Origin of the sequence: Hyphomicrobium zavarzinii ATCC 27496 (assembly GCF_000383415.1) — a bacterium.
In the GTDB taxonomy this organism is placed as follows: domain Bacteria; phylum Pseudomonadota; class Alphaproteobacteria; order Rhizobiales; family Hyphomicrobiaceae; genus Hyphomicrobium_C; species Hyphomicrobium_C zavarzinii.
Genome location: NZ_KB911260.1, coordinates 88,233 through 100,716, shown reverse-complemented (window position 1 = coordinate 100,716; position 12,484 = coordinate 88,233). Strand labels below are relative to the sequence as shown.

Here is a 12,484-nt window from a genome sequence, read left to right as displayed (position 1 = left end):
GCCGGAAACCTGCTGACCAAAGCGCCACCCCGCCGATGCATCCGCGCCACGCCCCTCCCTAAGTCGGGAAACCGCCTCACGAAATCCTGGTGATACCTGTGGCCCCTCGCATTGCCTTGCGTAGGGAACCGACCGAACCTCAATCATGCGATTCGCACCGGAGTCTCGGGTGTCGCGTCCGCAAGGGTATTGGGGGAAGAGCAGAACATGACGCGAAATCAAACAGCCTCACAGACTGTTGTGGTGGTAGCGATGGGCCTGGTTGCTGGTGCCGGCGCGGTGGCGCTCTATCAGCATGCGGGCCTCCCGGGTCCGGTGGCCGCGACGGCGGCTCTTGCGGCCTATCTGCTTCTGCTCACCGTTCACACCTTCATCTGGCGCGGGGGACGCGAGGGCTTCAAGCCCGCGCGCATCCTCGACCGGCGTGAGCAGGAGCTTCGCCGCATGAAGGACGAGCCGCGTCCCGCCCCCGGCGCGGCCGGGCTTGCAGCGCCCGCCCCGGCTGCGGCACGTGCCGCCCGTCCGGCTGTCCCGCCGCCGCCGATGCCCCAGCCGCAGCGCGCCGCCACGCCTCCGCGTCCTCACGGCGCCGCCCCCTCCTATCCTGACGCCGCCCATCCGGGCCAGCCGCCGCTGAAGGCGGAGCGCCCGGCTCCGCCGCCGCTGCCGGCGACCCCCCTCGCCCCGTCCGCCGAGGCCGTGGCACAGGGAGAGGATCTCCAGGATTTCTGGTCTTTCCGTCCCACCGCGGGCCAGCAGGAGCTGCCGCCGTTCGTGACCGGGCGCGTCTCCGGCCGCGGCGCCGAGCAGACAGAGCCCGCCCGCTCGCGTGCGGCACCACAGGCTGCTCCCGCGCGGCACGCCGCGCCCCAGCAGGCCTCCGCGCCGCGCGAAGCCGACGTCGAGATCATTCAGGACGCCATCAAGAGGCTGCTGGAAGAGGTCAACGCAGCCGAGCAGCAGGAAGCACGCGCGGCCGCCGCTCAGCCAGCTCCCCAACCTGCACCCATGCAGGCGCCCCGCGCGCCGGCCGCCCCCGAGATGGGTGTCGAGCATTCCATCGACGCGCTCCGCATGACGGCAGGCTCTATGCGCGCCGCAATGGGCGAGCGCGAGGCTCCGCGCATGAGCGCGCCTCCCCCGCCGCCGCCCCGCGCTTCGGCACCGCAGCCGCCCCCGCTCCCGCCCTTCGTGCGCGGCGCGGCTCCGCAGCGCCCGTCTTCTCCGTCCGATGCCCGCGCGCGTCTGATGGCGGACGCCATCTCGGCCGGCCGCATCGACGTCGCGCTCGAGCCGATCCTCGGTCTCGAGGATCAGCAGACGCGCCACTACGAGGTGACCGTTCGCCTGCGCGACGTTGACGGCAACCCGCTCAACGTTTCCGGCGGACCTGACCTGCGCGGCACCGGCCTGCTTCCGCTGTTCGACGGCGTTCGCATCACGCGCACCGCCGCCGTAGCCCGCCGCCTGGAAGAGCGCGGCAAGGGCGGCTCCGTGTTCTCGTCCTTCAGCGGCGAGTCCGTCGCCGACGAGCACTTCCTCGGTGAGCTGGCGGAGACCCTGCACCAGCGCGCGAGCCTTGCCACGCAACTCGTCCTCTCGTTCACGCAGAGCGACGTGCGCGGCTTCTCCACGCCGGAGTGGGATTCCCTCGCCGACATGCGCGCGCTCGGTTTCCGCTTCGCACTCTCCGCCATCACCGATCTCGACATGGACTTCGAGGAGCTGGCCGAGCAGGGCTTCGCCTTCGTCAAGCTTGATGCATCCGTGTTCCTGGAAGGCCTGCCGGCCCCCAGCGGCCGCATCCCGTCGAGCGACGTCTGCCGCCATCTCGCCGCCCACGGCCTCACGCTCGTGGTCGAGCGGATCGACAACGACGAGCAGCTTGCCCGCGTGTTCGGCTTCGGCGTTCTCCTTGGCCAGGGCCAGCTCTTCGGCGGCGCCCGCCCCGTCCGTGCCGACGTGGTGAACACCCGCGCCAACACGACGGCTGCGGCCTGATCGCCGTCAAGTCTGAGTTTTACGGCCCAAGCGGCGCGCGGCACCCCCGCGCGCCGCTTGCCGAATGAGGTGCCAGCCTTTACCCATGCGGGTATGGAAACACCCGCTGAACGCATCGCCCGCGCCATCCCCATCGTCCCCTCGATCACCGGCCTCGCCGCAGGCCGGGACGTCTGGCTGACGGACATCTGGGGCGTCATTCACAACGGCGTCGAGCCGTTCGCATCCGCCTGCGAAGCCTGCACGCGCTTCCGGCTGGCCGGCGGCACCGTACTGCTGCTCTCCAACGCGCCCCGCCCCGCCGCAAACATCGCCGTGCAGCTCGACCGCATCGGCGTACCGCGCTTTGCCTGGGATACCATCGTGACATCCGGCGACGCAGCCCGTGCCTTCGTCGGCGCATTCGCGGGCAAGAACGTGTTTCACCTCGGCCCCGAGCGCGATCTCGCACTCTACGATGGCCTCGGCGTCACGCTTTCCGACCCCGGCGATGCCGACGCCGTCTCCTGCACCGGCCTCTTCGACGACGAGATCGAAACCCCGGACGATTACGCCCCCATGCTCGCAGACTTTGCCGCGCGCAAGCTGCCGATGGTGTGCGCGAACCCGGATCTCACCGTCGAGCGCGGCTCGAACATCATTTATTGCGCGGGCGCGCTGGCATCCGCCTACGAAGCGCTCGGCGGAAGCGTGTCCTACGCCGGCAAGCCCTATCTGCCCGTCTACGACCTGGCGCTTGCCGAGGTGGAAAGGCTCAAGGGGAAGGCCGTGCCGCGTGAGCGCATTCTCGCCATCGGCGACGGCATCCGCACCGACATCAAAGGCGCGGCGGCAGCCGGCATCGACAGCGTGTTCATCGCAAGCGGCGTTCACGTCTCGTCGGGGCTGTCCAGCGACACGCTGACCACTCTCTTCCCCGATCCGGACATCAGCCCCATCGCGGCCATGTCCGTGCTCCACTGGTGAGCGCCAAACGTTCGACGGCCTAGGCGCCCGCCACCGTAAGCACGATCTTGCCGATGTGCTGGCTCGTCTCCATCCGCGCATGCGCCTCGGCTGCCTTGGAAAGCGGAAACGTGCTGTCCACGATCACACGCACCTTGCCGCTTTCCACAAGCGGCAGAGCATGTGTCTCAACACTGCGCGCGATCGCACCCTTGATCTCCGTCGGACGGATGCGCAGCGTCGAGCCGGTCAGCGTCAGCCGCTTCAGCATCACGCGCATCATGTCGACGGTGACTTTCGAGCCCGATTGATAGCCGATGTTGACGAGACGCCCGTCGTCGGCGAGCGAGCGGATGTTGCGGTCCACGTAATCGCCGCCCACCATGTCGAGGATGACATCGACACCGCGCCCCTGCGTCTCCGCCTTCACCACCTCGGTGAAATCTTCCTGCGTGTAGTCAACCGCGCGCTCTGCGCCGAGCGCAACGCACGCCTCGCACTTTTTTGCGGAGCCCGCCGTCGTGATCACCTTGGCGCCGAGCGCCGCCGCAAGCTGGATCGCCGTCACGCCGATGCCGCTCGATCCGCCATGCACCAGGAACCACTCTCCGCTCTTGAGCCCGCCGCGCTCGAACACGTTGTGCCAGACCGTGAAGAACGTTTCCGGAATGGCTGCGGCCTCGACCATGGAGACGCCCTTGGGAACGGCAAGTGTCGCAGGCTCCTCCGCGAGAGCGTACTCCGCATAGCCGCCGCCGTTCAGCAGCGCCATGACGCGGTCGCCGATCTTGAAGCGCGACGCACCCTCTCCCAGCGCCGCGATAGTTCCCGCAACCTCGAGCCCCGGCAGCTCCGAATGTCCTTTGGGCGCCGGATAGAGCCCCTTGCGCTGAAGCACGTCCGGACGGTTCACGCCCGCCGCTTCCACCTTGATCAGCACCTGTCCCGCGCCGGGCGAAGGAACAGGGCGCTGCTCCGCGGTCAGCACCTCGGGTCCACCTTTGCCCGCGATGGCGATGACGGTCATGGTTTCGGGCAGTGCGCTCATGTCTTGGAAACTCCGGCAGAAGAACGTCGATGATGCGCCATACCTGCCCGAGCGCGCGCAGGGTTACAAGCAGAGGTGCTTGAGACGGGACGGCGAAAATGACACGTTCAACCCAAAGTGAGAGAAAGTGCGACCGGGAGCGACCGACATGGACTGGGACGACGCAAGGCCCGCACCGCCGAAATCCGCAAGTATCGGCAACAATCTGGAGACATTCTCCGTGTCCGAGCTGGAGAGCCGTATCGCGGCGCTGGAGGCGGAAATCGAGCGCGTGAAGGCCGAGCTTGCGCGCAAGCGTGCCCACGAGAACGCGGCCGCCGCACTGTTCAAAAAACCAGGAAGTTGAGAAAAAGCCGGGCTCGGACGCCCCGAAGCATCCGCACTGACCCGCATTGACCGGGGCGCGCCAGGCCGATAGCATCCGCCCCCTTCGCAACATGGAGTGGCCTCGATGCACATCGACGGCCGCAAACAAAGTGACCGAACTTCTGATTGTTACGGCCCTGATCCTACTCAACGGCCTCTTTGCTCTTTCTGAACTTGCGGTTGTATCGAGCCGCCAACCCCGACTGAAGGCTTTGGCCGCATCCGGCCATCCGGGCGCCAAACGCGCCCTAGCTTTGTCTGCAGATCCCGGCCGCTTCCTCTCTGCCGTGCAGATCGGCATTACGCTGATCGGCATCATCAACGGCGCCTACTCGGGCGAAACCTTCGGTGAATATGCCTACACCGCGCTACGCGAAGCCGGCCTCCCGGATGCTGTGGCCGCGCCTCTCGGCTACGGCACCGTCATTGCCGTCATCACATATCTCTCCGTAATCATCGGCGAGCTTGTTCCGAAGAACATCGCGCTGCGCAATGCCGAGCGCATTGCCTGCGCCGTCGCCCCAGCTATGGCCGCCTTCTCGAGCCTGGCGAGACCGGCCGTATGGCTGCTCGACACGTCGACACGCCTCGTGTTCCGCGTCTTCGGACAGAAAGAAGCGAACGAAAGCCAGGTATCCGACGAGGAAATTTCGATCGTGATCGCCGAGGCGGAAGCCGCAGGCGTGCTCGAATCCCATGAGCGCGAGATGATCTCCGGCGTGATGCGTCTCGGCGACCGCACCGTCGTGGGCCTCATGACGCCGCGCACGGATGTGGACTGGATCGACATCTCGTTGTCGACTCACGAGATCCGCGAACAACTGATCGAGACGCCTCATTCGCTGATCCCCGTCGGCGAAGGCTCGGTCGATCAGCTCGTCGGCATCGTGCGCACGCGCGAGCTCTTGGCCGCCATCCTGGCAGGCAAGCCGCTCGACATCCGCAGCCACCTGCGCAAGGTGCCGATAATCCCAGAGACCATGGATGCGCTCGACGCGTTGAATGTGCTCCGCGAGGCCGACGTGCCCATCGCGCTGATTCACGACGAGTACGGACATTTCGAGGGGCTGGTGACACCCGCAGACGTCCTCGAGGCGATCGTGGGCGTGTTCAAATCCGATTCCGAAGAGCCGAACGCCACCCAGCGCGACGACGGCTCCTGGCTGCTTTCTGGCTCCATGCCTGCCGACGAGATGGCGGATCTGTTGGGCTTCCCTCTGCCGGAACGGCGCCCCTACGCGACGGTTGCCGGACTGGTGCTCGCCGAGCTGCAGCACATTCCCAAGACGGGTGAGAAGATCCGGTCCGGAAACTGGCTGTTCGAGGTCGTGGATCTCGACGGGCGGCGCATCGACAAGGTGCTGGCTTCCCGCATGGTGCCCGAAACCGTCTGACATCCGCCGTGAGACGTGGCGAGCCTTATGCTCGATTGTGCAGGCATTCGGCACGGGCTGCCGTGCGAGAGACACGCACTGCCGTCGTTGTCTCACATTGAAGCAAAACGTTTACCCACAGGTGCCCCGCAAACGTGAATGCAAAAACGATTCGGAATTCGTCAATCATTAAGCCTTCGTTAGGGAACGGGGCGTATCGTCCTCGTCATCCAGATATCTGGATCCTGGGTGGTGCCTAGCCACCCTGTTTGACGCCTCCCTGTTGACTTCTGAGCCGCCGTGAGGCGGCTCATTTTTTTCCGGCGCGGCTCTTGCAAGGATCCGGACATGGATCGCGCGCATCGCGTTGTCCCCTTCTTGGCCAAGTTGTTAACCCTGGCCTCTTAGGATCTATCGATGCTATGGTGACCAATGTGTAGGCGTTTGTATCGAAGCGTATGATGAACAACGGTTCCCGCGTAGAAAGCCTGTTCGCGAGCAAGGGCGAGACGGTCTCCTTCGGAGAGCGTTTCCAGGCCTCCGAGCAGTTCGACAAAGTCTTCTCCGAAGGCATGGCCCTGGTCGAGCGATCGGCCGCCTATCTCGATGGCGAAGGACGCCGCGAGTCCAAGGGTCTCCCCAGCCAGATCACCGTCCTCTATGCGACCGAGAGCATGCGCCTCACGACGCGCCTGCTGGAACTCGCATCCTGGCTCTTGATCCGCCGCGCCCTCAAGGAAGGCGAGATCACGAGAGAGGAAGCAGAAGCCAAGCGCGCACGCGTCAAGCTGCAGACGCTCGGCCGTCCCGCGCACACCAAGGGCTTCGCAGACCTGCCGCAGGGGCTTCGCGACCTGATCGACGCGAGCTTCATGCTCCACGATCGCATCGTGCAGCTCGATCGCGCGATGCTGCCGCAGCAGCAGACAGGAACGGAAGCCGAAGCGCCCGTGAACCCCGTCGCCTCCCAGCTCAACACGCTGGAGCGCGCCTTCGCGAGCGGCTTGCGCACGGCCTCGGCTCGCTGAGGCTCGAGGCCGGTAACCCAAATGCAAAAAGGCCCGGCGAAAACCGGGCCTTTTGTTTTTTCGGACTTGAAACCTAGCCCCGCGGCAACGCGCCACAGGAAGCGAGGGGCGCCTTCGCCCCTGCCCCGCGCGCTCCGAGGCTTAGAAAATGCCTTCGAACTTCTTCTTGAAGCGCGACAGACGGCCACCGCGGTCCATCAGGCGCTGATCGCCGCCCGTCCAAGCCGGATGCGAGGTGGGATCGATGTCGAGATGCAGCTCATCGCCCTCCTTGCCGTAGGTGGAGTAGGTAACGAATTGCGTCCCATCGGTCATCTTGACCGTGATCTGGTGATAATCGGGATGCAGATCGGCGTCTTTCTTCATGACCGTAGCTCGCTGCAAAATGGGGCCGGAGGGCAGGGAACTGCGCAGATATGCGCGCAGCAACGCCCAAAAGCGGCGGAATGCCCGACACGGCACGACCCCGAATTTCTGGATGCGCTTCTATAGTCGAGATGCCCGGCCCGCACAAGCATCGAAAAAGCGCCCTACTGAGGGGTTCTAACTTGCTCAAAATCAAGGGTTCCCAACCGTTTTCTCCCTTAACGTTCGCCATGGGCCTGAGAAACGCGGCATTCCGTTTCAGGCAACCGGATGGCGTTGACGCCAGGGGCCTGCGTCCCGCATGGTCCCGCTTAACGAAAGACACCCAAAGAGGTGCGACGGGAAACGCCCAACGCGAAAGACCGAGATTTGAGCTCAAGTGAAAATGCGCGGGGTGGAACTCCCCTGCCCGCCAATACCACCTCCACCGACGAAACGCCGGCCTCCGGGCGCGCGTCCCTGCGGCCCCTCCTCGCTCTCAAGCCCTATCTGCTCCGCCACCCCGGCCGCCTGGCCGGCGCAGCCGTTGCCCTCGTCCTCTCGGCTGGCGCCATGCTCGCCGTGCCGATGGCCGTCCGCCGGATGATCGACAATGGCTTCGGCGCCCGCGACGGCGGGATGATCGACCAGTATTTCATGATGATGATCGCGATCGGCCTCGTGCTCGCGATCGCCAGCGCCTCCCGCTTCTATCTCGTCAACTGGATCGGCGAGCGCGTGGTGGCCGATCTGCGCGCCGACGTGTTCGCCCACCTCGCCCGCCTTGGACCGGACTTCTACGAGCGCACGCATTCCGGCGAGGTGATGAGCCGCCTGACCGCTGACACCACCCAGGTTAAGGCGGTAGCGGGCTCCTCTATCTCCCAGGCGCTCCGCAACGCCATCATGCTGATCGGCGCGCTCGTGATGATGATCATCACGAGCCCGAGCCTGTCGCTGCTCGTGCTGATCGCCATCCCCGTCATCGTGCTTCCTCTCATCGGCTACGGACGCGTCGTCCGCCGCCTGTCGCGCCGCGCCCAGGATACCCTGGCGGAAGCTTCGGCCTACGCGGCGGAGAACCTCGCCGCCGTCCGCACCATGCAGGCGTTCGGTCATGAAGGCGCCGTCGCCGGCCGCTTCGCCGCCTCCGTCGAGCGCTCGTTCACCGCCGCGCGCGAGCGCATGATGGCGCGCGCCGGCCTCACCGGCCTCGTCATCCTGCTCGTCGTCTCGAGCATCGTCGGCGTACTTTGGTACGGCGCGTCCTCCGTCATCAGCGGAGAGATCAGCGGCGGACGCCTCAGCCAGTTCGTAATCTACGCGCTGTTCGCGGCCGGCGCCCTCGGAGAGCTGTCGGAGGTGTGGGGTGAGACCACGCAGGCCGCAGGCGCCGCTGAGCGCATCACCGAGTTCCTCACCATAGAGCCCGAGATCAAGTCGCCGGCAAATCCGGTGCCGCTGCCTCTGCCGGTGAAAGGCGAGATCGAATTCCGCAACGTGCGCTTCGCCTACACCGGACGCACGAATGCCCCGGCCCTCGACGGCGTGTCGTTCCGCGTCGCGCCGGGCGAGCGCGTGGCACTCGTCGGTCCCTCCGGCGCCGGCAAATCGACCGTCCTCAACCTGATCCTGCGCTTCTACGATCCGGCGAGCGGGCAGATCCTGATCGACGGCATCGACATCTCCCACCTCGCACTCGATGCGCTGCGCGGCACCACCGCCCTCGTCCCGCAGGAGGTGGCTCTGTTCGCCGATACGGTGATCGAGAACATCCGCTACGGCACACCCAATGCGGCCGAGACGGACGTGGTCCGCGCCGCCGTTGCCGCCCAGGCCGACGCCTTCATTCGCGCGCTTCCGCAAGGATACGAAACCCGCCTCGGCGAGCGCGGGGTCTCGCTTTCGGGCGGCCAGCGCCAGCGCATCGCCATCGCCCGCGCCATTCTCAAGAACGCGCCGATCCTGCTTTTGGACGAGGCGACCAGCGCCCTCGACACCGAGAACGAGCTGGCCGTGCAGCGCGCGCTCGACGCCCTAACCAAGGGTCGCACCACCATCGTCGTCGCTCACCGGCTTTCCACGGTGCAGAACGCCGATCGCATCCTGGTGCTCGACAACGGCCACATCGTCGAAAGCGGAACCCATCGTGAGCTTGTGCAGCGGAGCGGCCTCTACGCGCGCCTTTCCGAATTGCAGTTCGGCAGCGAAGCAGCCGAATAGCAAGCTCTATCGCCGGGACGGAGACGCTATTGCGCCGTCGCCCCGAAAGCGGCGGCCGATTGCTGCCCGTGACGCTTCAGAACCTCACGCGCCTTCTGCACCACAGAATCCGCGATCGCCGCATGTCCTTCGGCCGTGGGATGGAACGCACCCGAGTAGGTGGAGGCCAGTAGCACCTGGAACCATGAGAAGCTCTGCAGCTTGAGCACCTTCTGCATCACCGACCCGGCGACGTGGAAGTTGCCGGTCAAAAACGCATCGTTCGGTGTGCGGAACCAGCGCTGGCGCGCCGCGTAAGCCTCGTAATGCGCGGGGTTGTAAGGCACCCAGACGTCCCCATGGCGGCGTGGCAGCCGCAGGTCATCCGCAATCGAGCCGAGCCCGTTCGTATGCCCCGCGCACAGCCCCCGTCCCACGAACGTCTTGCGATGGCCCTCGACGAACGTCCAGCCGTGCGTGTGCGCGCTCTTCTCCATCACCTGGTCGAGCTTGTCGGCGAGCCACGCGCTCGATAGCGCCGCCTTCTGCGTGATCGCGAACTCGTTGAACACCTCCATGCCCGCCGTTCCGTCCGGGCACATGGCGCCCGCATCGTCGAGAAGCGCGAACGGAGGATAGGCCGTGAGAATGACGCGGTCGCTCTCGTCCCAGGGGATGTGCAGAATGCCGTGCACCGCGCGGTTCATGGCCTTGTAGCGCTCGTCGAGCCGGTCGAGCAGCGCCTCGCTCTCCTGGTTTCCGTGCACCTGGCCGAACCAGCCGCCCAGGCTGCGCACCAGCGAGGAGTCCGATAGCACCGCGTTCGCGACGAGACGCGCAAAGCCCACGTCGTTGCCGCCGATGGACATCATCAGAAGATCGATCTTGCGCGATTGATCCACCGGGCACTTATTGAGCACGAGGCCGCCTTGCAGCTCGGAGATCGTGCCCTTCATGTGGAACGCCTCCGGCATGTCCTGCAACGGAGCTTCACGCTTTCCGCACTGCGCATCCGCCACGGCCGAGATCTGCGAAAGGTCCGGCGGACGCGGCACCCACTCGTTGCCCTTGTAGCGCAGGAACAGTCCCCACGTGACCTCGGCGCCCGAGCAGGCGAACCCCGTGTACGTCACAGCCCGATGCGGATCCTCCACCGCAAGCTCGAGCGCCGCGCGGAGCTGATACGAATAGAGCGAGCGATGGCACGCCTGATCCAGCCAGCGCGCGTTCTCCTTCACGAACTCGTCGTCGCCCACCTGCTTCCACGCGCCTACGCGCGCCGGATATCCGGTGAGGTCGCCTGTTCCTTCGCCCTTGCCGTAGGCGATGGTCCGCTCGGGCGAGAAGCGCACGGGCACATCCGGATTGCCTTCACCCGAGCCGAAGCTGTCGCCGATGCCCACCACGAAGATGTCTCGCACCTTGATCTCGGTCGATGCCACCGTGATGCCGCCCACCTCCACGCGCACGGAAAGCCCATGCGGATAGGGTGCTGTCAGCGTGAGCGGCTCACCGCAAGCCTGCGTGATCACGTTCTCGCCACCGTCGCCGCCGCCGAGGGCCGACGAGAACCAGCGGCAATCGACGGTCGGCTCCGGCATGCCCTTGAGCGAGACCACCACGCGATGGCGATCCGGATTGACGTAATCGCTCTTGTCTGGGCAGACGTGCCTGTTGCGCGGTCCCGCCCAGCACGTCTTGCGGAACATGCTCTCCGCCCAGCCGTCGTCATGCCGCCGGCTCAGTGCATGCTCGGCCGCGAGGACTGGTGCCGCGTCGCGCTGCTCGGGCGAAAGCGCGAGATAGGTCGCGCGATGAACCTCGGTGTCCTTGGGATCGGCGAAGAAGCGGAACGGATTCTCGACCCGCCATTCGATCTCGACCGAAGCAAGCTGCATCAGCTCGTCGATGCCGGGCGTCGCCGGATCGGCCGGCAGAGGCAAGGCGTTTGGAGTGGCCCCGGACGGCGCGGGCACGACGTAAGGATCCACCGCCTGGCCGACGGACGGGCCTCCCGGCGGCGCCGGATCGTTCGGCACTCCAGGATCGGGCGATACTTGCGGATCGGGAGACACCTGCGCATCGGGCGATGCTCGCGGGTCCGCGCGTCCTTCGCTTTCCACGGGAGCGCTCTGGCCCCACTGAGCGATGGTGACGGCCCCCGCGTCATCTCCGGCCGCAGGAGGCTCAGAAATGGCGAGACCGGCCGCGAGAGCGAAACCGATGGCTGATGAAGCGATGAAACGAAGCATGCCCGTCAACGATCCCGATGATCTCGCCCGCCAACGACACCGGCAGGCTAAACGCGGCCCCTCCAATGAGCGAACCACAGTCTGGTGACACGCGAAAGCGGAGAAATATCCGCGACTTCCAGCAAAGCGTCCCGTTTCGGTCTACGGAGCGCCTGCAGGTACGGCTCGATCAGCGAGAGCGGCAGATACGCGGCCATCGCTGCTGCGCTGACGCGTCCCCTCACGTCCCTGAACTGTTTGAGCGAGGCCTGCGCCTCGTCTGCAAGCCGCACCGATAACGTTCCCATGGCCTCCCGCGCCTCGTTTTGCGGGGCTCCCCGCGGATCGCGGACCCCATTCAAAACCGTCTCGGGAAGCGGCAGACGACCATGCGCAACATGCTGTGGCAAGGTGAGGGCAAGCCGCGTCAAAGCCAGCGCCCGCCCCGCAGAATCGACCGCCCGTTCCGAATTCTGCGCGCCTCCCTCGCCCAGCACGGAAAGCGCGAGCCGAATTGCCGCACCCTCCGTCTCCTCGGCGTAGAGATCGAATTCGCGCGCATCGGGAATGCCGTCCTCGTAGAGCTCCCGCGAAACACCTTCGAGCGGCGCCAGCACCAACTCACGGCGAAGCGAGCGGCGACTGGCGAGCGCGTTCATCGCATCCGCCACGGGATGCCCGCTCACGGCGCCCGCCTGGGCCAGCGTATCGCGCCACCACTGAAGCCGGATCTCTCCGATCGCCGCGTCCCGCGTGATGAGCGGAATACGGCGCAGCTCTCCGAGATAAGCGGCAATCACCACGAGGTCGTCGCGCGCGCGAGGCGGTGCAAGCAGCGCTGAAAGATAACGGTCCTGCTCGTGCTCGCGCGCCGCGTCGCGAACGGAAAGAACGGGCGCCTCGGCATCTGCGAGCGGATTGGCCGCGCTCATGGACGATGCTTTC

10 protein-coding genes are annotated in these 12,484 nt (G+C 66.1%); 6 read left to right on the top strand and 4 right to left on the bottom strand.

Annotated features, from left to right (window positions below):
* The first annotated feature begins 207 nt into the window (after positions 1-207).
* Positions 208-2,001, top strand: coding sequence for an EAL domain-containing protein (locus tag F812_RS0116930; RefSeq protein WP_156827494.1), 1,794 nt, complete (start codon positions 208-210; stop codon positions 1,999-2,001).
* A gap of 93 nt (positions 2,002-2,094) precedes the next feature.
* Positions 2,095-2,967, top strand: a complete 873-nt coding sequence (locus F812_RS0116925) for a TIGR01459 family HAD-type hydrolase (protein ID WP_020087179.1) — start codon at positions 2,095-2,097, stop codon at positions 2,965-2,967.
* A 19-nt stretch (positions 2,968-2,986) separates the two neighbouring features.
* Here the strand turns inward: F812_RS0116925 and F812_RS0116920 are convergent, their stop codons facing one another.
* Positions 2,987-3,994 (bottom strand): NAD(P)H-quinone oxidoreductase, encoded by a 1,008-nt coding sequence (locus F812_RS0116920; protein ID WP_026868216.1) that lies wholly within the window; start codon positions 3,992-3,994, stop codon positions 2,987-2,989.
* 148 nt (positions 3,995-4,142) lie between these two features.
* Between F812_RS0116920 and F812_RS0116915 the strand changes: the two genes are divergently transcribed.
* The 3 genes from F812_RS0116915 to rcdA all read left to right on the top strand — a co-directional run bounded on the left by F812_RS0116915 (position 4,143) and on the right by rcdA (position 6,761).
* Positions 4,143-4,340 carry a DUF1192 domain-containing protein gene (locus F812_RS0116915; RefSeq protein ID WP_020087176.1) on the top strand — a complete coding sequence of 66 codons (198 nt, stop codon included), beginning with the start codon at positions 4,143-4,145 and terminating at the stop codon, positions 4,338-4,340.
* Between the two features lie 130 nt (positions 4,341-4,470).
* Positions 4,471-5,754 carry a hemolysin family protein gene (locus F812_RS0116910; RefSeq protein ID WP_026868215.1) on the top strand — a complete coding sequence of 428 codons (1,284 nt, stop codon included), beginning with the start codon at positions 4,471-4,473 and terminating at the stop codon, positions 5,752-5,754.
* A gap of 440 nt (positions 5,755-6,194) precedes the next feature.
* Positions 6,195-6,761, top strand: coding sequence for a protease adaptor protein RcdA (rcdA, locus tag F812_RS0116905; RefSeq protein WP_020665387.1), 567 nt, complete (start codon positions 6,195-6,197; stop codon positions 6,759-6,761).
* A gap of 141 nt (positions 6,762-6,902) precedes the next feature.
* Here rcdA and rpmE read toward each other — a convergent pair whose 3' ends face one another.
* Positions 6,903-7,127 (bottom strand): 50S ribosomal protein L31, encoded by a 225-nt coding sequence (gene rpmE / locus F812_RS0116900; protein ID WP_020087173.1) that lies wholly within the window; start codon positions 7,125-7,127, stop codon positions 6,903-6,905.
* A gap of 369 nt (positions 7,128-7,496) precedes the next feature.
* Here rpmE and F812_RS0116895 point away from each other — a divergent pair, with 369 nt between their 5' ends.
* Positions 7,497-9,329 carry an ABC transporter transmembrane domain-containing protein gene (locus F812_RS0116895; RefSeq protein WP_020087172.1) on the top strand — a complete coding sequence of 611 codons (1,833 nt, stop codon included), beginning with the start codon at positions 7,497-7,499 and terminating at the stop codon, positions 9,327-9,329.
* A 26-nt stretch (positions 9,330-9,355) separates the two neighbouring features.
* Here the strand turns inward: F812_RS0116895 and F812_RS0116890 are convergent, their stop codons facing one another.
* Both F812_RS0116890 and F812_RS0116885 read right to left on the bottom strand, forming a co-directional pair.
* Positions 9,356-11,560 carry an SGNH/GDSL hydrolase family protein gene (locus F812_RS0116890; RefSeq protein WP_020087171.1) on the bottom strand — a complete coding sequence of 735 codons (2,205 nt, stop codon included), beginning with the start codon at positions 11,558-11,560 and terminating at the stop codon, positions 9,356-9,358.
* A 47-nt stretch (positions 11,561-11,607) separates the two neighbouring features.
* Positions 11,608-12,471: a squalene/phytoene synthase family protein gene (locus F812_RS0116885; RefSeq protein ID WP_020087170.1), complete on the bottom strand. Its 864-nt coding sequence runs from the start codon at positions 12,469-12,471 to the stop codon at positions 11,608-11,610.
* Positions 12,472-12,484: the final 13 nt, after the last annotated feature.